Source organism: Paenibacillus sp. Y412MC10 (assembly GCF_000024685.1).
GTDB classification, from domain to species: domain Bacteria; phylum Bacillota; class Bacilli; order Paenibacillales; family Paenibacillaceae; genus Paenibacillus_AQ; species Paenibacillus_AQ lautus_A.
Map to the genome: position 1 here is coordinate 4,971,803 of NC_013406.1, position 21,612 is coordinate 4,993,414.

14 protein-coding genes are annotated in these 21,612 nt (G+C 52.3%); 5 read left to right on the top strand and 9 right to left on the bottom strand.

Annotation, left to right across the window (positions count from 1 at the left end; translation table 11 throughout):
• Nucleotides 1-6 precede the first annotated feature (6 nt).
• On the bottom strand, nt 7-795 hold the full coding sequence (locus tag GYMC10_RS21680; protein ID WP_015736501.1) for an ABC transporter ATP-binding protein: 789 nt from the start codon (nt 793-795) through the stop codon (nt 7-9).
• A 335-nt stretch (nt 796-1,130) separates the two neighbouring features.
• On the opposite strand from GYMC10_RS21680, the gene GYMC10_RS21685 reads away from it, so the two are divergent.
• Entirely contained in the window at nt 1,131-1,883 is a 753-nt protein-coding gene (locus GYMC10_RS21685) for an MBL fold metallo-hydrolase (protein ID WP_015736502.1), read from the top strand.
• 33 nt (nt 1,884-1,916) lie between these two features.
• Here GYMC10_RS21685 and GYMC10_RS21690 read toward each other — a convergent pair whose 3' ends face one another.
• Together GYMC10_RS21690 and GYMC10_RS21695 are read right to left on the bottom strand one after the other, a co-directional pair.
• Complete coding sequence (locus GYMC10_RS21690) at nt 1,917-2,870, bottom strand: hypothetical protein (protein WP_015736503.1); 954 nt, start codon at nt 2,868-2,870, stop codon at nt 1,917-1,919.
• A 97-nt stretch (nt 2,871-2,967) separates the two neighbouring features.
• Nucleotides 2,968-6,306 carry a DUF5107 domain-containing protein gene (locus GYMC10_RS21695; protein WP_015736504.1) on the bottom strand — a complete coding sequence of 1,113 codons (3,339 nt, stop codon included), beginning with the start codon at nt 6,304-6,306 and terminating at the stop codon, nt 2,968-2,970.
• Nucleotides 6,307-6,474: 168 nt separating this feature from the next.
• Here GYMC10_RS21695 and GYMC10_RS21700 point away from each other — a divergent pair, with 168 nt between their 5' ends.
• Nucleotides 6,475-7,368, top strand: coding sequence for an AraC family transcriptional regulator (locus tag GYMC10_RS21700; RefSeq protein ID WP_015736505.1), 894 nt, complete (start codon nt 6,475-6,477; stop codon nt 7,366-7,368).
• Nucleotides 7,369-7,629: 261 nt separating this feature from the next.
• A complete protein-coding gene (locus tag GYMC10_RS21705) occupies nt 7,630-8,340 on the top strand; it encodes a hypothetical protein (RefSeq protein ID WP_015736506.1) in 711 nt (236 codons plus the stop codon).
• Between the two features lie 346 nt (nt 8,341-8,686).
• On the opposite strand, the gene GYMC10_RS21710 is transcribed toward GYMC10_RS21705, so the two are convergent.
• The 4 genes from GYMC10_RS21710 to GYMC10_RS21725 form a co-directional block, all read right to left on the bottom strand.
• Complete coding sequence (locus tag GYMC10_RS21710) at nt 8,687-10,798, bottom strand: alpha-galactosidase (RefSeq protein WP_015736507.1); 2,112 nt, start codon at nt 10,796-10,798, stop codon at nt 8,687-8,689.
• A gap of 101 nt (nt 10,799-10,899) precedes the next feature.
• Complete coding sequence (locus GYMC10_RS21715; RefSeq protein ID WP_015736508.1) at nt 10,900-12,513, bottom strand: ABC transporter substrate-binding protein; 1,614 nt, start codon at nt 12,511-12,513, stop codon at nt 10,900-10,902.
• A 122-nt stretch (nt 12,514-12,635) separates the two neighbouring features.
• Nucleotides 12,636-14,471, bottom strand: coding sequence for a sensor histidine kinase (locus GYMC10_RS21720; protein ID WP_015736509.1), 1,836 nt, complete (start codon nt 14,469-14,471; stop codon nt 12,636-12,638).
• Nucleotides 14,449-15,990 (bottom strand): response regulator, encoded by a 1,542-nt coding sequence (locus GYMC10_RS21725; protein ID WP_015736510.1) that lies wholly within the window; start codon nt 15,988-15,990, stop codon nt 14,449-14,451. Before GYMC10_RS21725 ends, GYMC10_RS21720 begins: the two co-directional genes overlap by 23 nt.
• Nucleotides 15,991-16,164: 174 nt before the next feature.
• Here GYMC10_RS21725 and GYMC10_RS21730 point away from each other — a divergent pair, with 174 nt between their 5' ends.
• Both GYMC10_RS21730 and GYMC10_RS21735 read left to right on the top strand, forming a co-directional pair.
• A complete protein-coding gene (locus tag GYMC10_RS21730; protein WP_015736511.1) occupies nt 16,165-17,142 on the top strand; it encodes an ABC transporter permease in 978 nt (325 codons plus the stop codon).
• 19 nt (nt 17,143-17,161) lie between these two features.
• Entirely contained in the window at nt 17,162-18,055 is an 894-nt protein-coding gene (locus GYMC10_RS21735; protein ID WP_009590032.1) for a carbohydrate ABC transporter permease, read from the top strand.
• A gap of 234 nt (nt 18,056-18,289) precedes the next feature.
• Here the strand turns inward: GYMC10_RS21735 and GYMC10_RS21740 are convergent, their stop codons facing one another.
• Together GYMC10_RS21740 and GYMC10_RS21745 are read right to left on the bottom strand one after the other, a co-directional pair.
• A complete protein-coding gene (locus GYMC10_RS21740; protein ID WP_015736512.1) occupies nt 18,290-18,805 on the bottom strand; it encodes an RDD family protein in 516 nt (171 codons plus the stop codon).
• 328 nt (nt 18,806-19,133) lie between these two features.
• Nucleotides 19,134-21,473, bottom strand: coding sequence for a glycosyl hydrolase family 95 catalytic domain-containing protein (locus GYMC10_RS21745; RefSeq protein WP_015736513.1), 2,340 nt, complete (start codon nt 21,471-21,473; stop codon nt 19,134-19,136).
• Nucleotides 21,474-21,612: the final 139 nt, after the last annotated feature.

The window sequence follows — 21,612 nt, forward strand, 5'->3', positions numbered from 1 at the left end:
AAGCTTCTATTTCAAGTCCGGAATGGACATCCAGGCCCGATCATTCTGCCAGCTCACCTCGACCGGCGTCTCAAAGAACGAGGTCAAATTGTCGCTGGTCAGCATGTCCCGGGAACGTCCCTTCCCGAAGACGGTCCCCCGGCGGATGAGCAAGGAGTGCGAGAAAATCGGCAGAATTTCTTCGATATGATGCGTAACGAACAGCAGGGTCGGCGCATCGGGCTTTGAAGCCAGAGCCGTAATGCTGGACAGCAGCGCTTCCCTCGACAGAAAATCCAGTCCGTTGCAGGCCTCGTCCAGTATCAACAGCCTTGGCGAAGCCATGAGGGCCCGGGCGATCAGCAGTTTCTGCTTCTCCCCTTGCGAACAAGTTTCATATGTACGCCCCAGCAGATGAATACAATTAAAATCCTTCATCAGCTGCTCGGCCTGTTCCCGGTCTGCTTCATCCACCTTCTGATACAGTCCGATCGAGGCGTGTTTGCCGCTAATTACGACATCCAGCGTGGATTCGCTCGGGCGGATTCTTTCCTGCAGCGAGGAGCTGACCCAGCCTATCGATTTACGCAGTTCTCTTAAATCCACCCTGCCAAAACGATGCCCGAGCACCGAAACCGTGCCGCTGGTCGGCCAGATGTAACCGTTAATCATATTCAAAATGGTTGTCTTCCCGGAGCCGTTCAGTCCGAGCACCGCCCAATGCTCCCCTTGCTGCACGGTCCAATCCACGCCTGTAAGAACGGTCTTTTGCTCCCGTCTCCAGGTTACGTCATCCAGTTCAATCATCGTGTTCATTGCCGTTCCCTCTCCTTCTTCAATCTGCTGCGCCATTTCGTTTCTCTTTTCAAGGATTATACCAGCAATTACATATTCCTCAATAGGGAGATGAAACCCCGCCTTGTGATCAGCCTACGACTTGGAATCATGCAAAGTATGCCAGGCAGGACATTTCATGCCTAAACAAGGATTCTAGTTCATAAATTAAATATTGACAAATAATTATTTTTATGTTATAATAAAATATTTTTCTGTTTACAAAGGTTCGTTGATTTGATAATCTACTTCTGCTCGTTCTTCTCTGGAGATTGAATTTGGGAGGAGACATTCCAATATAGTGGAGGTATGTAAACATGCTACCAATCGATCAAGGCATTGCCATGCTGGAAATTTCCGCAGCCATGATGGGACGTACCGAAACGATCCACCCGACATTCCTCTGGGATCATCAGAATCGGGTGCTTATCGATACTGGCTATCCCGGTCAGTTCCCGCTGATTCAGGAGCAGATATCGGACTGCGGCTTTTCCGTTCAGGATGTAAGCAAAATTATTATAACACACCAGGATTTGGATCATATCGGCAGTTTGCCAGCTATAATCCAGCACTGCAAGCAAGCCCCGGAAGTGTTCGCCAGCGAAATCGAAAAGCCTTATATCGAAGGAGATACAAGGCTTTTCAAATTATCGCCCGAGGCTATCGCGCAAGCGCTGGCTTCGTTGCCGGATAACGTGCCGCCAGAGTGGAGGAACGCGTTTAAACACACGCTGGAGAACCCGCCCTCAGCACCCGTGAACCGCATGTTGCGCGACGGCGAAGAGCTGCCGTTTGGCGGCGGTATCATCGCGATCCATACGCCGGGCCATACCCCCGGCCACACCAGTTTATATCATATACCAAGCAAAACCCTGAATGCAGCGGATGCGCTAAACGTTAGAGAGGGGCAACTGATCGGGCCGGATCCGGCAACCACTATTGATTTGGCGTTCGCCCGGCTCTCCTTGCAGAAGCTCACTCACTATGATATCCGCAACGTGATCTGTTACCACGGCGGATTATTTACGGACAATCCCAACCAGCGCATTCGTGAATTGGCTTATCCTTAAGCGATTGCCGGTCCACTGTCGATCAAGAAGACTTCACTTCGTTCTTCTGCCGTTAACCCAGCTAATCTCAAGGTACCACGTATACGTGCCGCCGGCCGGCACTTCGGCCGCTGCCTGACGATGCATGGCATACGAGAGATCATCGAGCAGCCCCGTCGCAGGCTCAAGCGCAAGATGATACTGTCCCTGATAGCCGCCATAGTTCGCCCATATCGCTAGATAAGGCACCTGCTCTTTAGGAAACATCATGCGTAGTCCTTCACCTGCAACCGGATCGTAAATGGAGGCTGTCCCCTCCGGCAGCTCACCAGCAAAATAAAACTTCTCAGCCGATGCTTCAAGCCTACTGGCGGTACGATTCAAGCGGACATGGGGGTGTTCCTCCCATGGCTGCGGCCATTTCCGAATATCGCCGGATTCTCCCAATCGACCGTTCGCCGAGTACGATACGATGATCTCCCTCAGCTCGTGTGGAACGATAATCTCTGCGCCTTCATCGATTTGAAACAACGGATGCGCAGCCCACAGGAAAGAGAACGGGAACGGACTCGGATTATGAACGGCATAATCGATCCGTAGGGTATCTTCACGGGGGAAGGAGTAGGTTTTGCGCAGCCGATAAGGAATTCGGATTCCCTGCACGCTGCAGTGCAGCCGTTCTTCCTCGGTGTGCGCCTTCCATGGAATGGACCAGACCTCGCCATGATCCGGAAGCTCCGTTCCTTCCCATGGATACGCGGGATACCGGCAATCATTGATCGTTGGAAACATTTCGTCCCACCCGCTGCCGTCCCGCTGTCCAAAGGAGCTTGCATACCCGTTCGTTTCCAGAGCTCCAGCAGGTTGCACCAGCCATTCCCGGCCAGTCTTTCGATTGCGAAGCGAGATGACCCTGCTTCCGAGTTCAGGCACCAGGACCATCTCCATCACCTCCGTGCGCCCTGTCCAAACCTCATATCCATCCAGCATCCCTTTGCTCCAGATCATCTTCGTCATCCTCCTCCGTTGTAGTCAAGGCATTACCCGGAATCCACAAATGCTCAAGGACCGTTCATAACGGTCCTTGAGAATGAAGTTGCAATCTCTAAATCAACGTCTTGCAAAGTTCCAAATGCTGAGCAGCTCCTTGATGGTGAGACTCCAGCTGCAGCACTTCGCGTAACAGGTTCTCCGCGGACTGCCGGTCACCGAGACCAAGATGCCCAAGCCCCATCATGTAGCGGCAATGAATTTCGTTTCTTCGGTCCAGATCTTCATCAAACACCAGGAAGTCCGGCAGCGATACGGCAAAGTAATCAATGCTCTGAGGCTCGAATATATGCTTCTCCCCGTAATCGATCAGCTTGTTAAACCGGCTGCGGGCTTCATTCTCTCGGCCCAGTCTCCGCAGCGCTGCCCCTTGATAAAAAATCATGTGCGGCGGCTGATCGTTGTAATACAACGCGCTGGCCGGCTCATCCAGCCCCTTCGAGGCTTTCATGAAGTACGCCTCCGCCTCTTCGGACCGGCCAAGCCCCTCGTATGCGCAGCCCAGGTAATAATCGATGTTGTTCTCCTGCGCTCCCGTGAGCTTCCCTTCATTGATGTTGAGCGGATATTGTTTGGCAGCAAGCAGCTGCTCTACGGCATCCTCGCAGCGACGCTCCTGAAGCAGCTGCTTCGCCAGCTCCACACGGGCCAACACATACTGGGCCGGAACCTTGCCCTCGCCGCCTTCCCATGGGTGAAAGTTGCGTTTCAGAATCAATGCCAATGCCTCTTCATAACGATTCAGCGTATTGTGCAGCGTCAAATATTCCAGATATAAATCATCTCGCTGCTCGACCAGCTCCATGTGCTCCTCCATCGCTTTCAAGCGATCAGCCGGAGCATGACCGAGCTTTTTATACAATTGGTCCAGCTCGTAGAAGACCCTGGCGTCCGCCGGATTCAGCGAGAAGGCGGTTTGCAGGGATGCCAATGCTTTATCGTGGTCCTGCCTCTTGTTATAGTAAGCGAGCGCCAGATTTCGATGCGGCGTAGCGAAGCTGCCATTCAGAGCGACCGAAGCTTCCCAACTGCTAATGGCTTCCTCGTAGCGCTTCTTGTCGTACAGCAGATTCCCTAAGTAATACAACGCCTTCGCATCGTGCGGGTGTACGCTGAGCGCCTGCTTTAACGTCACGTAGTCATGCAGGGAATTCGGGAAACAGTACGACGGATCGGCCTCCGAAGCCAATCGGTAGCAAGCGGATGCCTCTTCCGCCCGGTTCATCTTCATCAGAGCACTGCCTTGATAGTAATAAACCATCGGATAGACGGCAGATGCCGTAAGGCGTTCGAAGCGCTGCAGCACATCCAAAGCGTCGCCATATTGGCCTGCATCCGCATAGTCCTGAGCTATGGCTATATAATGGTGCGGATTATCGCGCAAGAGCTGGGCAAGCGACTCGTAAACATGCCGGCTCTTGTCCTCTTGCTTCAGTTCTTGATATACGGCTGCCAGCTCGTTCATCGCGCCCGCATCCATGGGATCCAGCTTGAGCGTTTCCTCAAGCCATGATGCCGCATCCGCCAAACGTCCCAGCTTTCTTAAGACGAAACTCTTGAGATGCCGCGCCTTATAATTACGGTACTGGGCAGCCAGGGATCGTTCCATCAGCTCGAACGCTTCCTCATATTCCTGCTTCTCGCAGGCAATCTGGGCCAAAGCCAGATACCCTGCACCTTGCCAAGCCCCCGACCAGACCGATTTGTAAAGATAAGCGCACGCTTCATCCAAACGTCCCTGCCACTTCAAGGCTTTGCCCAAATGGTAGAACGGTTCGCTGTCATAAGGCCGGGCGTTATGGCGGGTCAAGGTTTCGATCGCTTTTTTAAAATAAACCTCACTCTGCGTAAAGCACCCTCTGCGCAGCAGGAGCAAACCATAGGCATTGTTCAGCCTTGCGTCTCCCGCATCGCGCCGAAGCCCTTCTACATAATAGGCTTCCGGTTCATAGGTCGCGTGCCGGTACTGCTCCAGATGCTGCCCAGCCAAGAACAGCGCTTCGGTATTCTTCAGGTCCTCCGGCTTGCCAATCGCCGTGGCCGGGTCCGGCGTTCGCTCCAAGGTACGCAGCTTGGGCTGGTAAGCGACCAGCTCTCTGCCGTCCGCAGCGAATACCGCGATCCGCACATCTTCCTCTCTCATACCTGGGGCGAGCTCGATCTCGGCCTGGAAGGTGTCGGCCGGCGACAGCTTGACCTTTCGATCCAAGCAGGTGCTTCCCGCTCCGGTCACCAGAATGCGAGCCTCTTCGATAACCGAGGTTGCATAAGCATGTACTACGACCTTGCGGCCGTAGACTTCGAGATTTACGGCGGCTTCAATGGACGCATTCTTCACGAGCCCAATGTCTTTATAGGGCATGAAGTACTGCTTGAAGCTTTTCTCCTCATACGGCGCCAGCCAGGTGAAATCGGGCTGGTTATCGGTATACACGCCGGTCATGAGCTCGATGTACGGGCCGTCTTCGTCGGTCAGGTTGCGATCCCAGGCCTGGCCGAATTCGCCGTGCCCCCACGTCCACTGCTTTTTGCCGGGAGATATATGTTTATTGGCGACATGCAGAATCCCCGCTTTCAAGCCATGGTCATATCCGCCGACGAAATCGTAATCCGAATGATAAGCCATATAGGAGGTCGGAACGGGAATGTTGCGGTACATGGAAATATCGACGCCCGCCGAATAGTCCTGCTTATAGTACGTGCCGGTTGCGATCGGGAATTTGGACACGTCCCGCTTCCCATGATCGAACACTGCATGAACGTCCGGCGGAAATACGGATTGGGTATGATCGTTGACCGCTACGGCCGGATTCGCCCACCACAGAAAGGTCTGCGGCTCCGAAGTCCGATTGTACATTTGCGCGTGAATTTCAAGATACGCCTTGCCCGGGTACAGCGTGAAGCCGGTAGACACCTTCGTGCCGTACATCCGGTCGATCTCGCCGACCCATACCGTCTTGCTGCCATCCGGGTGATCCGTTAGACTCCACTCCACCTCGCCATAGGTGTTCGGACGGTGATGCTGCGGCCAGTTGAACTCGATTCCCCCGGATATCCATGGACCCGCAAGGCCAACCAAAGCCGGCTTGATCACTTGATTGTGGTATACAAAATCATAGTTGTTGGTTTTATCGATGGCCCGGTAGATCCGGCCGCCAATCTGCGGCATGATCTGAATCTGCACGTACTCATTTTCAAGGAAAATGATCCGGTAGGGCTTTAATACTTTCTCATCGTAAATTTTATCGATGACCGGCAGCGGATAGACACGCCCCGAGCTCCCCTGATACACCCGTTTCTCCAAAAACATCGGGTTCAGGTCCGGCTTCCCCACTTCATACGTGGGAATCTCCACGGTCTCTTCCCGTACGCTCACTTGCCGTTGTTTTGTCATGAGTCGTCATCCCTCCATTAGCATCCGCGTTGGCTGCGTTATGTCTCTATCTTATAAGCCAGCCTGCCGAAGAGCCATTGACGATATCATGTTGATGATGGATTATATTCTGATTATCAGGTGCTCCATCCGGTTGACAACAATTCCGTTCAGATTCATAGTAAAGCTATGGATACCATACGAAAACCAGACGGATTCGAGTCCCAGAAAATCATTGTCCTCCCGGATCATATTATGAAAGAGGCTGCCCGTCATTCGCTTGTGGAACCGCTGCACGTAACCGACGTCGGGTACTTTCCGCGTGCGCTTCATCACTACCGGGAACGCCCGGAGGGCAGCGGCGCGTACATCTTAATCTACTGCGCGGAGGGGGAAGGCTGGTACCGGTTGAACGGCGGCAAAACCTATTCTCTGCTCAAGGGGCAGGCGGTTGTCATCCCGCCGGATACGCCGCATGAATATGCTTCATCGGAGTTTCATCCCTGGAGCATTTACTGGTGGCATATGAAGGGGACGCATGCAGGTTTATTGTTCGAGGGATTTACCGGCGCAGCCGAACCCGCCATCGTTCCGGTCGACCAGTCAAGGAGCATCGTAGAGCTGTTTCAGGAGAGTTACGAGCTGCTGCAAAAAGGGTATACGCTGAACCATATCATCCATGTCTCGCAGCTCGCCGGCCACTTGGCGGCCATCATCCGCCTCGCCCGGCTCCAACCGCAGCGGGGGCAACACCAGCACAACAAGCATGACATGGAACAGACGCTTCGGTTCATGACCGAGCATCTGGAGGGCCATGTGAGCCTGAAGGAGCTGGCGGCCTACGCCAATCTGTCCATACCGCACTTCACCTTCCGGTTCAAGGAAGCGACGGGCTACTCCCCCATCGATTACTATCTGCGGCTCAAAATCCAGCGGGCCTGCCAGCATCTGGACCTGACCGGCGAGAGCGTCAAGGAGATCAGCCACCGTCTCGGCTTCCAGGATCCCTACTACTTCTCGCGGCTGTTCAAAAAAATCATGGGAAAATCCCCTTCCGAATACCGAGATACCCGGAAGGGGTAGTCCCCTTATTGCCTCTTAGCGGCAGCCCGTTTTTCGTAACGTCGCTGCTTATTCTTTTTTGGCTCGTTTCCTCGAAGGGACCATGCCCCGCACTTTCTCCTGATCTCGCTCCTTGCGAAAGTTACATTTGTGCGCTTTAATACCCATCACATTGATCCTCTTTGTATTGATAAATCAAGTGTTCTACAAAAATTCAACTTCATTCTTTGAAACTGTTTTCAATATATCCACGTATTAATCAACAAAAAGGAGTGGTCATAAATGGAAGAAAAGGTCGGAATGAATTTTGTTTCAAATCTAAGAGAGATTACAAATTTTTATGATGATGAACTATCTAGTAATAAGCTTATCCCAACAACTAAAAAGGATGCTTTTTACCTAATGAGTGCTTCGATTCTACTTATAAGTGGGATAGTACTCCTCTTTGTAACCTTGGCGACCTTAAAAATTTCCCTGTCGATTCTCGCAATAGTAGCAGAAGCAACCTCTTTAGGTTTTGTGAATCTTGCGATCAAATCAAGAAATCAATCCGTAAGATTGCACTTTGGAAATGGTGAAAAACAACAGTATTTATCACTTGCAAATAAGAAGCCGATTGAATACGAAAGAAATATACTCTTTGCATATCGCACAGATAGAATTGCAAGGAAAATGAATGAAATGGGAATAAATAGAGCTGAATACATTACAGCTATGGTTGGACACCTGGAAACCCTTAGTCAAAACACTAAAAATAAAAAATGGCTTCCAATAGGTATTATCGGATTGTTCTTAATTGCTTTGTGGACAGAATTTGTTGGCATGTACTTAAGCAACTTATCATCCGTTGTTGTTTTAATTTTGTTGGGATTGGTAATTTCTTGCGTTGTCGTAATATTGAACATTACTATCAGGATGTTTCTTTGGTCGGAAGCTGAAAGGCATCAAGAGATTTCCACTATCTTGAAAGTTATTATAGCTTCAAGGGCTTAATCGGATTTAGAGAGAGGGGTGCTCGTTACTGAAATGTTGCGAGTACCTCTCTTATTCCAAATCAAACTAGAACTTTATGTTGAAAGATATTCACTACTTCATCTCCCCAGAATCGTAAGAAATAACCGATGGTATCAGTAACGCCCTCAAAGGAATCAAACTACCTGTTACTATAATCCCCGTCAGCAGGTCGATAGGCTAGAAAGGTAATCCACATTTCTCCCCTCCTTTATGTCCATGATGCATCTAAAATCATTCATAACATTGACGTTAACGTGGAAGTCGACGGAAAAAAAACGCCGCATTGCCTATAAGACAACACGGCTCTTTCTATTTAGGCAGTATCTTATCCCAGTTTCTGAATCCGATACACCAAGCTGTCAAAATCCCCGCGCAGCGGCAGCTCGATCCCGATGTTCATGAGCGCCCTGCCGCTCCATGTACCGGCCAACCCCTCAATGGCATACGACTGATCGGCTTGCAGCCCGGTCAGCCGCAGTCTCGGCAGCGGCTCGCCCAGCTTCTGGCTGTGCAGGAACGCAAACAGCACGTTGTCGCTGCCGTCTTCGCTGCCGTACTGCACGGCCGTTACGCCTTTATGCCGAAGCGAGTCCAGGCGATACTGGCTGCCGAACTGAACCAGATGGCGAATGGATTTGTACTGCGCCACATACTCAGCCGATTGAGCAATCAGCTCATCGCTCCATTCATTCAGGTTGGAGCCGATGCCGAGCGTTCCCATCATCGCACTGTGGAAGCGATACTTCAGGGAGACCTGTCGGCGATTCATCCCAGTCGGCGACTCCGTCACCCAGCAGGTCATCATCCGCGGAGCATACGTGTACGAGAAGCCCTCCTGAATGCTGAGGCGGTCAAAGGCATCCGTATTATCGCTCGGCCAGGATTGGTCGGCATACCGGAAGATGCCAAGATCGATGCGCGCTCCGCCGCCGGCGCAGGTTTCAAACGCCACATGCGGGAACTTGCGCCGCAGCTCCGCCCAAATCTCGTACAGGCTCTGAACGTGGCGAATCCAGATTTCCTTCTGGCAGTGAAGCGGATGATCCTTCATGCCGGGTTCAGTTACGGTCCGGTTCATATCCCATTTAATGAACTTGATGTCATGCTTCTCCAGCAGGTCCGTCATAAACTGCAAAATGTATGCCTTAACCTCCGGCTTCGAAATGTTCAGCAGCAGCTGATTGCGAAGCTCCGAGCGCTCCCGCGTCTCGAAATGGTAGACCCAATCCGGGTGCTCCCGGTACAGATCGCTGTCTGGATTAACGGCCTCCGGCTCCACCCAGATGCCGAAATCCATGCCCAGCTCATGCACCCGGTTAATCAGCTCGCCAAGGCCGTTCGGGAATTTCTCCCGGTTCACGAACCAATCGCCAAGCCCGGCGCGGTCGTGGTTGCGCCCGCCGAACCACCCGTCGTCCACGACGAACAATTCCACGCCCAGACGCGCGGCTCTTTCGGCCAAAGCCATTTGATCCTTGGCATTGACATCGAAGTACGTCGCCTCCCAGGAGTTATACAGGACAGGTCTCGTTTCGCGGCCCGGCAGAACATCCGAATATTGATAGCGATGCAGCTGCCGGCTCATCCCGCCAAAGCCCCCGCTGCTGTATCCCCCGACGAAGCTTGGCGTATCGAAGGCTTCTCCCGCTCCCAGCACCCACTCGCTGTCGAAATCGTTGATGCCTCCGGTCACCCGAACATGCTCGAACACCGTCCGCTCGGCCGTGATCTTCCAGTTCCCGCTCCAGGCCAGCGCGCCGAACCATACCTGACCCGCCGACTCCGTGGCATGTCCGTCATCCATCGCAAACCAAGGGTTAGCGTGGCTATCCGTAAAACCCCTGCGGGATTCCAGCACCTTCTTTCCTTCGGTGAGGAAGGTGCTGCGCAGCTGAAATTCGCCGGACCATTTTCCTGTTACGTGCGTGAGGCGGTAATCCGCCAGATAGGGGATGACCCAAGCTGCGGATTGCGCGTTCTCCAGCACGATATCCGCCTCGCCGCGATTTACGATTCGGGCTGAGCGTTCGATCAGGTCGCACTCGGGAATCGCCCGGTAGGACAGCTCCACTTCCAGCGGGTACGCTTCATCCTTCATGACGATGACCAGCGTCTCCCTGCCTTCCGTCCGCAGCGTGCGGTGCCCGGCATAACGAACCGCCAAGTCGCGCACGCCATCCGGCATGCGGACCTTCAGGCTGGGCTCGCTGTATTTGACGCCGCCCCAGAAGCTGTATTCCTCCACCTCCGAATGGACTTCCGCGTCAAACGAGCTGTGCGATCTCGGCCGCAGCAGCGGCGCCGCGTCTTCGATCGCGACGGACTCCCCCCAGTAGAGATGCTGCAGATTGCCGCTGTCGTTGATGCCGAACAGATAGGAGCTGTTATCGGTTTGTATCGCAAACACGCGAAACTGTTCTTGGTATTGAATGGTCACAGAATATCATCCTTCCGATTCGTGTTGATCTGGTTTATGCCTGCGCAAGAAAAAAAGGAGGAGTCAAAAGACGAAGCATCTTTTGACTCTCCTTGGTCAGATTATTTGCCCCACAGCTCTTGACGTTTGTTGAAGTTGTCCGTATAGATCTTTTCCAGCTTGGCCAGGCCAGCCGCCTCGATCTCGGCCATCATCTGGTTATAGGATTCCACCACTTGGTCCTCGGACGGCGACAGGGCCATCTTCAGGAAATATTTATTGATGGTGTCGTTCACCTTCGTTTCCATAATGGCTTCCGGCGTTCCGCCAGCAGGACCCAGGTTATCGTACGGTGCCGTATCAAACGACGTATCGGCCAGATTCTTGATCGCCAGATCCGTGACCGGATCGGTCTGGTAACGACCCATCAGGTCATACGGGGTTCCGTCCTCGCCGGGACCATTCTTGATCATCCAGGTCCACTTGCGAATGCCCGTCGTACGGGAAGCTTCGTCCCAATTCTTCTTGAAGGCGTCAAGCACTTCTTGTTTTGGCACATGCTTGCCGTCCTTTATTTCCCAATGCTCGCCCTCTACTCCCCACATCAGCAGATACTGGCCTTCCTCGCTGGCCAGGAAATCCAACAGCTTCATCGTACGAACCGGATCCTTGTTGGAGCGGCTGATCGCGACGCCGTCCCAGCCCAGGGAGCTCTTCGGTCCGTAAGTGGCCTCTTCCGGCTTCACGCCCGGGGCCAGCACTTTATATTGGTAGAACTGACGCTCGTCCTCGGTGGCCTTATCGGCTGCCTCGGTTTTGAGCAGCGCATTCGCATTTCCCACATTCCAGAGCGCTTCCGCCGTGGCGAATACGTTGCCGTTGCCCAGCTTCTGCTCGAACTGCTTGGTCTTCATGGTCGCCCATTCCTTATCGAGCAGGCCTTTGCGGTACAGGGAGTTCAGGAATTTGACCATTTCGAGATAGCGCGGATCGCGGACGTCCTTCTTCAGCTCCCCGTTTGTTTCGTAATACGGCATCATGCCGTACATGCCCTTGAAGCTGCCGGTCACGGCTCCGACGTTCTCGCCGTTGAGCGTCATCGGAATGCTTTCTTTGCCGTCAATCGTTGGATATTTCTCCTTGAACTTGACGAGCAGCTGCTCGAATTCCTCCGCGGTAAACGGTTCGCCGTTGTTCACCTTATCGCCGACGCCCAGCTCCTTCATGATGTCCATACGCATCATGAAGCCGAACACCGGGTACTGCTCCAAGCCGTACCAGTTGGAGAAATAATAATTGTTGCCGTCCTCGCTCCGGGTTTTGGCAAGCGTGTCGCCGTACATTTTTTGGATATTCGGTCCGTGCTCTTCGATCAGATCATTCAGCGGGATCACCGCGCCAGAGGTAATATACTTGTTCATGATATCGCTTCCACGACTCATCAAAATAACATCCGGAAGATCGCCGCTGGCCAGCATCAGATTCAGCTTCTCAACCGGATTGCCCGTAGGCTGCTGAATCTCGACGGTGACGCCCGTTTTCTCCGTTATCACTTTAGCGACCGGATTCGTAAAGGCATCCCCCGTGTTTTGGTCAAACCAGGTTAACGTGATCGGCGCATTGCTGTCCGTCTCCGTGCCGCTGTCTCCGCCCGATGCCGCCTTCTGGTTGCCGCCACAAGCCGAAAGCGTTGTCATAACGAGCGCTGCTGCCAGAATCAATTTTAGTTTCTTCATTCCCTGAACCCCTTTCTAAGGTCGTCATATTCATATGCTCGAATATATCTATCATTGTAAAAATCGGGAGTTCATTGATCTATAACGCAATCTTACAATCCATGATGCAAAATGTCTTTCATTCAGGGTATCGCCTGCTGCGGGTCCCGTTCGTTTGCAGGATGCCTATCGGAGATTACAGGTATCCGAATGGTCACCGCGGTTCCGATGCCGAGCCGGCTGAAGATGCTGACGCCATATTCTTCCCCGTAGGTCAGCTTGATCCGGTCATCCACATTTTTCACGCCGTAGCCCGACAGATTATCCGATTTGTTCAGCGCGTGATCGAGCTGTTCGGGCGTCATCCCGATGCCGTCGTCGATGACCTGGAGCAAGATGTCGTCCCCCTCCTGCCTGAGCTTCACGTTAATGTTGATTCCCGATTCGTCCCCTATGGCATGATTGATGCAGTTCTCGATGAACGGCTGCAAAATCAGCTTGATCGTTGTGTTCCCGAACAGCTGCTCATCCAGGTCGTAATGCATATGAAGCTTGTCCCGGAACCGGATCTTCTGAATCGCGACATAATTCTTCACCAGGTTGATTTCCTGCTCCAGCAGAATGATGCGCTTCCCTTTATTCAGCGACACCCGGTAATATTTGGCCAAATAATTGACCATCTGGTACACCTGCATAGCCCCTTCTTTGATCGCCAGAGAAGAGATCGAGGACAAGGTGTTGTATAGAAAATGGGGGTTGATCTGGGCTTGGAGCGTATTCAGCTCCGACTCCTTCCTTGCGATTTCCTTGACGTACACGTCATGGATCAGGGATTGTATGGTCGAGGCCATCTTATTGAACGCGAAGGACACCTGGCCGATCTCGTCATGGCCCATCGGCTTAATCGACAGCCGGAAATCCCCGCGCTCCACCTTCCGGATCTGCTGCAGCAGCACCTCGATCCGCTTGGTCATGACCTTGGTCGTAAAATAGATCAGCAGGATAGCAATACCAATTGCCAATACGGAGAACCAGATAACGTTCTTGGTCGCCTGATTCGCATTGGCCAGCAGCTCGTCGTAGGGCACGGTGATGACCGTGGACCAGCCGTTGCTGAGCTTTTTATACGTAAAAAAACGCTCCTGGCCGTTAATCTTCATATCGAATGAGCCCGCATCCCGGGTCATCCGCTCCTGAATCGGAAACTCGTCGAACAGTTGGTTCGATTGGAGGTTCTGATCCCCCGTGCTGATCACGCCGCCAAACTCGTCGATAATATAGACGCTTTTGTTGTCGTTCTCCATTTTGATCAGGGAGTAGAATTCGTTCGCGTTAATATCCATGGTCAAAATCCCGTACGGATGCTGCAGGCTGAAATAACTTAACGAACGGGCAATGGTGATATGTGCATCATCGGCCTTGAAATTCCCGGAATGGAAGTACACCGTATTGCCGGCGGCATCCAGCACCTGCTCCTCCATCGCCCGGGGCAGCTCTTCCGTATATTTGACGTATTGACCGTCGGAATAGAGGGTATGGTTCCCCGTATAAATCGTAATGCCCAGAATGTTGGCATTCAGGGTCATCAGGGACGGCAGCGTCCGGTTGATATATTGGAAGGCATCCAGATAATAGTACGCCTGCTCATAATCGGTAGACAGATAATTGCGGAGCTGCGCATCCATGTAGAGGATGTTTGACAGCTGATTGTAATACTCCAGCCGCTTCTCCACGTTGGTGTTAATCTGTGCCAGCGATCCGCCCAAGGCCGTATACGTATGCTCCGTAATCGTGCTGCGCGTCGAAGAATACGAATAATAGATCAGCAGCGAGAACGGAAGGATGATCACGATCAGAAAGATGAAAAAGAACTTGTGCCGGAGCCGCCAATTGGTGTATGCGCGTAAGTGCGCGAATGGGAAAGCCCCTGCCAGACGGCTCCACGGGCCGGACGGGCTAGATGTTTTTGCGGTATTCATTCGGCGTAACTCCTTGGCTTTTTAAGAATAAGGAAATGAAGTAGGATGTGCTCTCATAACCAACCCTTTGGGCGATGTCCTGCACTTTGAGCGAATCGTCGGCCAGCAGCTCCTTGGCTTTGTTCAGCCGGATTTTCGTTAGATAATCATGGATCGTCATGCCGGTTTTCTCCTTAAAGATGGAACGCAGGTAGTTGGGAGACAGATATACCTGATCGGACAAGCTGTTGATCGTGATGGCCTGGTGAAAGGTCTGGTCGATCGTCGTGCGCACCTGGTGCACCAGCCTTGCATTTTTGTCCATGAACCGGTGTTCCAGCGTCCGAATCGCATGCCCGGCGTAATCCATGATGATCGCTTCAATTTCAATAATGGTTCGGCACTGATAGACGGAATGGTAAAGCTCCGCACGCTTGTGGCTCTCCGTGATCGGTTCGTGGATCCCCTCCAGCAGACGCTCAACCAGTCCGATGGCAAAATCGCACACTTCGGTTTTTCTGATCCGCAGCATGACCAGCCGGTTGAAGTAATCCCTCAGCTTCTGCGCGGCCTGCTCGGACGCCAGCTGATGAATGTCCTCGAAATAGGCCTTCTCAGGGAAAGGAGGAATTTGCCGGCTCTCCAGCTGCCGCAACACGTCCTTGGCATAGATGACTCTCCCGTTCCCGACGTAAAACATCTCCTCCAGCATCATCCGCGTCTCCCGGTATAAATCCTGGATGCGGGACAGCTCTTCCGGCTCCTCGTTCACGGCCGCGGTCATCGTAAAGCCCAGCGTATCCTGCATCTGCTTCAGCAAATCCTCCCACGTAAAACGGCTCAGATGGCTGGCGGCATCCATGAAGACGCCCAGCTCGCCTTCCCGGCAGATGACCAGATCCGCCTCCAGCTTCTTGTCCGCAAGCCACTCCTCTATATGTGTCTGCAGGCGCGCCATACCATCCTCGAGGGACGGCCCCGGCTGTGCAGTTTGTGGAGCATCGACGCCGAGCAGCGTAAGGGTATACGTTCTCGGCTCCGTATGGCGGGACAGCTTCTGGTAGCTGGCGGCGAGGTTTCGGAATCGCTCCTCGTTCTGCTCGAACATCATCTCTCGTACAATATTGGATTTGGTCACGCGAATGGAGCGGTTCTTCATCCGCACTTCCTCGCAGCGCCGTTTCACTTTATCGATAACGCTTACAATTTCGCTCAGATCCAGCGGCTTCAATAAATAACCGACGGCTCCTACGTTTAAGGCTGATTTCACATAATTGAATTCATCGTGTCCGGTCAGGAAGACGAATTGAATCCAGTCGAATTGCTCACTTACCCGTTTTGCCATATCAAGCCCATTCATGACGGGCATCTGAACGTCCGTCAGTACGATATCGGGCTGAATCACCTCGATCTTCTCCAGGGCATCCCTGCCGTTCAGGGCTGTTCCGGCCACGTATATCCCCATCTCTTCCCAACGAATATAATCTCGGATCATCTCAAGCTCCAGCTCTTCGTCATCTACGAGAAAAATGCTATACATGCTCATACCCCCTGTATCGGCTTTATCCCTTCATATTATAGCGATTTCGTTTTTTTAACTATGGGAATTCGCGATGTAAGTTATTTTCAAGCATCTTTCGTTACATTGTCATATCGACACTCATTTTTTCCGAGTCTTATAATTTGAGTTAACTTGAGATGCGAGGTGCCCCATATGAAACCTGCTACAACCTTACAGACGCGGAGTGACTTGAACTTGAGTCCTCATCGAAAAAGCCGCTGGGCCATGCTGAATCAGCAGAAGTATCTATTCCTGATGATGCTGCCCGGACTGATCTGGGCCATTGTGTTTGCGTATACGCCCATGGTTGGCCTATACATGTCCTTCGTCAATTACCAGCCGACGCTCGGCGGCTTCTGGTCGACCCTGTTCACGAGCGAGTTCGTCGGCCTGGAGTGGTTCCGCTACTTCTTCAACAACGGCGACTTCTGGATCGTCATGCGAAATACGCTGGCCTCCACGCTGATCACGCTTCTCTTCTCATTCCCGATGCCGATCCTGATCGCCATCGCGATTAATGAGATCAAGAATGTGAAATTCAAAAAGACGGTGCAAACCGCCTCCTATCTTCCCTATTTCATATCTTGGGTTATCGCGGCCAACATCATCGTGACCCTGCTCTCCTCGGATGGTGCCATTAACGGCATTTTGAAATTCCTCCATATTACCGATGAAAGCGTTTTATTCCTTCAGAACGGCAAGTACTTCTGGTGGATCGTCGCACTCGGCAATACGTGGAAGGATATGGGCTACAGCTCGATCATGTATTTGGCGGCCATTTCGTCCATTAACCAGGAGCTCTATGAAGCGGCCAAGGTCGACGGCGCCAACCGTTTTAAGCAGATCCGGTACATCACCCTGCCCCACCTGAAGCCAACGATTGTCATTTTGCTGATTCTGGCGCTTGGCGGCATCCTGAACGCGGGCTTCGACCAGCACTTCCTGCTCGGCAATGACCTGACGCGGGATTACTCCGACGTCCTGTCCACCTATTCGTTCCGTTATGGTATCCAGAACGGCATGTTCTCCTATGCGGCAGCCGTCGGCATGTTCAGCTCCGTGGTGGCGTTCATCATCGTGGTCATCGTCAACTATACGGCGAAGAAGCTGAACGGGCAGTCCCTATTCTAAACCATAAGGAGGTACATCCATGTTAAGCAAAAAAACCGTGCCCGAGCGTATCTTCGATGCCTCTTTATACCTGTTCCTGACCGGCATCTTCCTCGTGACCTTCTATCCGTTCTGGAACATCCTGGTCATATCCTTGAACGATGCAACCGATACGATGCGGGGCAACCTGTACTTCTGGCCGCGCGTGCCAACCATCGAGAGCTACCTGACCATCTTCCGGAACCCGGAAATCTGGAGCGCCATTAAGATTACCGTGCTGCGTACCATCGTCGGGACCGCAGTATCCATCTTCTTCATCACGCTGCTCGCCTATCCGCTCAGCAAGCGCAATCTGCTCGGATGGAAATACTTCTCCTTCTTCTTCGTGTTCACGATGTATTTTGGCGGCGGGCTGATCCCGACGTATATGATCATCAAATCCCTGGGGCTGATCGACTCCTTCTGGGTCTACATCTTCCCCGGCCTGATCGGCGTCTTCCTGATGATTCTGGTGCGCACCTTCATGGAGCAAATCCCCGGCGAGATCGAGGAATCCTCCAAAATCGACGGCGCGAACGACCTGCAGACGTTCTTCCGCATCATCATGCCGCTGTGCGTGCCGGTGCTCGCGACGATCGGCCTGTTCCTGGCCATCGGCCATTGGAACTCCTGGTATGACTCCTATGTGTATACCTACAAGCCGGAGCTCAAGACCCTGCAGGCCGTCCTGGTCAAAATCCTCAACCAGTTCCAGACCGCCGGCATGATGTCCGACGCGCAGCAGCTAGCCCAGGGCTCCAAGCGGATCCCGGTCTCCAGCGAAAGCATCCGGATGGCGGTGACCATGGTCGCCACGCTGCCGATCATTATGGTGTATCCTTTTGTGCAAAGGTATTTTGTGAAGGGGATTATGATGGGGGCTATCAAGAGTTAGATATATTTTTCTCTGTCAGAATAAGCGGTGAAAAAGATTGGGGCGTCCAAGCGATTGGATGATTCATAGACTTAAAGATTACGAGGAAATGTCATCTCCACATCCATGAGTAGATGAAGTTGCTCCATCAAAGAACAACAAAGAAATCGACTTTGGGAATGGCTGCTCGACACATCCATTTTACCAAGGGCGATTTCTTCATGTTTCATTAAAAGGAGAGTAAACGCACAATACTCACCCTGTCCTGATTACCGTTGTTCTTGAGATCATATCATACAGGGATTTTTTTTCTTTTGTCAAAATTGCAGTCGAAATATATGTCAAAATCAATAAATAAATTACGCCGCCTACAAAGTAATAATGAAGCGGCACTGCTTCATCTCCTATATGAACTAAACGGTAAACAAGGAAGTGTGACAACTCCCAAGGCAGGAATTTTAATGCCGTTCGATAAATCATCTTTATAACCGAAACGGACCCATGTTTACTATTCACTACCCGGATACCCATCTTCCTTTTTCCAAATGACTGTCCGCCAATCACCGAATCGCTAAGGATAAAATAAAGGGATACTGGTAATGTCACCATTAGAAAACCTGTAAATTGTGCGACTACAAGAGAGCCCGCGAAAAACTGTTGTAAAGATGGGAACAAGACTGCATTAAATAGAAATAAAACTACTAAATATATTAAGATAAATAGATAATCGATCATAAACGCTTTAAAACGAAGTACAAAGCCTGCATTCATTTACATCCCCCTTTTTATAATTGCTACTGCTGCCTGATACTAATTTTTATTAGGTTCAACTTCCCCCTTCTAAATCGATATCTCTTATTTTATTTATACATATCATTTTTCCATAACACGTACTTTTACTACCTTCTGATCGATCAACAAGCAAAACAAAACGGCCTGTAGACCCATGGATTTCAGGGCAAAAGACCGTTTGACGATTTAAACTTATTTTAGTTTACTGTCTTGATTGCTTTTTCAGCATGGATCCAGACGCCGTATCAATTAAGATAGTATTACGTAAAGTCCTTGAGTATCACAAATACCGGAAACATGCTTACAATTACAACTCCACCTTCAATTCCTGCACCTTCCCCTTCTCTAACACTACCTCCATCTCCCTCCCCCCATAAAACACCCGCACACTCTTATCCTCATTCCCCTTCACCCTCGCCTCAACCAGCTTCCCATCTTCCCAGCTCATATCCACCTCAATATTCCCTTTCGCCTTCAGCCCTGTCACGCTGCCCGTCGGCCATATCGCCGGCAATGCGGGCAGAAGATGAATTTCGCCCTCGTGGCTCTGCAGCAGCATTTCCGCAATGGCGGCGGTGCCGCCGAAGTTGCCGTCGATGACAAAGATGTTGGCCTCGGCTCCGGCTACGCCGGGTTTGGAGTAGGTGAGCATGTTGTCGAAGCACAGCTCCCCGATCAGGTGGGCGATATGCTGGACGGCTTGGTCTCCGTCATGCAACCGGGCGTAGAAGAGTCCGAACAGCGCTGCGGTAAATTCGATATCCTCCAGGTCGGCCCGGCTGTTCCGGTTCTCCAATGTCACTCGGGCTGCCGCAGCGAGTTCCGGCGTACGATGCGGCGTGATTTGGCTGCCGGGATACAGGGCAAACAGATGCGACAGATGGCGGTGCTCCGGCTGCGCCTCCTCGTAGTCCTCCAGCCATTCCTGCAGCTGTCCCTTCTTGCCGATCATGAGCGGAGGCAATTGATCCAGCGCCGTCTGCCACTTCTGCCGAAGCTCTTCATCCACGCCCAGCGTCTGTGCTGCCTTCACGCAGAACGCCAGCAGATCCCGAACCAGGACCTGATCCATGGTCGGGCCCATGGACAGCTGCTGATGCCCATCCTCCGGATTACCGGTATAAAAGCTGTTCTCCGGCGAATTCGACGGACCTGTCACCAGCCAGCCATACTTCGGATGCACGGTCATGTAATCCATGAAAAAGGCCGCGGCCTCCTTCAGGACGGGATAGGCCAGTTCCTCCAGAAAAGCCTGATCCTGGTTATACGCGTAATGCTCCATCATATGCGTCGCGATCCACAGTCCGCCCGTCACGTTGAGCCCCCAGGAGGTTTCCCACCCCGGTGACGCAAATCCCCAGGCATTGGAGAATACATGGGCCACCCAGCCTTCGGCATCATAATAATGGCGCGCAGCCGAGCGACCGGCCACCGACAGCTGCTGGATGTACCGCATGAGCGGCTCATGGCTCTCGCTCAGGTTCGCGGCCTCCGTCGGAAAATAATTCATCTGGGTGTTCGTATCCAGGTGATAATCGCAGCTCCAGGCCATCTTGTTGGCTTCGCCGTCATTCCATATGCCTTGCAAATGCATGGGCAGGATAGAGTCTGGTCGTGACCCGCTAATCGTCAAGTACCTTCCATATTGATAAAACAACGCAAACAACGCCGGATCATCCTGCTTGCCCTGCTTGAACCTGCCGATCCGCTCGTCCGTAGGCAGACTGGCATGCTCGGAGCTTCCCAGATCCAATCGCACACGGGCATACAGCGGCTGATAATCCGCCAGATGCTTGGCTCTGAGCGCGTCATATCCCAGCAGCACAGCCTGTTCTAGCTGAAACGCGCTTTTCTCCCGCCAGCTCTCACCTTCTTGACGGTAATCCGTATTCACCGCAAAATAAATCGCCGCCTCATCCGCCCCGGATACGCTTATGGTGTCAGCCGTGCAGCTCACCTTCCCGCCTTCCGCAGCGACCCGAAGCTGGCCTTGGCAGGACACCCCGCACTCCCCATTGCTATGTACGTCTTCCAGCGCCTGTCCCCGGAATTCGATCGTGTCCTTCCCCGTTACGTTAGCATGAAAAGGACCATTCTCGCCTCGAATCGAAATGCGGAATGACACGCCTGACGAGCCATGGCTGCTGCGAATCCGCGAAACGATGACCTGATCGGCATGGGAAGCAAATACCTCTCGCGTCATCTCCGCTCCATCGATCTCGCAAAAAGAACGTGCCACCGCCTCCTGCAGATCCAGTTCCCGATAGAACAGCGGCTCAGCTGCTGCTTCTTGTCTCCCGCCTTCGGATGGCTTCACGTTATGATCAAACTCCAGCACGACTTGGCATAGTCCCAGATTGGTGCCAAAATTCAATTTTTCCGGCTCCAGGTGCTTCTTGGCTAGCCGATCGCCTTCGCGATAATCGCCCTGGAAGAAATGCTGCCGCATCCGTTCTAAATCCGCTTTGCTGTTGCTTCGCCCTTGAGCCGGCTCCGGCTGGCCGGACCAATAGGTGGTTTCGGTGATATTCCATATTTCTCTGTCAGGAGCGGATATGACCACATTCCCCATTCGGCCATTGCCGATCGGCAGTCCTTGCGACCAGCCCTGGGCCGGTTTCGTGTACCATAGTTTCATATCTGACATGTTGTTTTCTCCTCTTCATTTGATTTTCCAATATTGAGACAAGCACTACCTTTACAGCAAAAGCAAGAAATCGCGATTCCCGGATGGAGCCGGGAACCGCGATGAACTTGCAGATGTACATGATGATTCGATGACTACT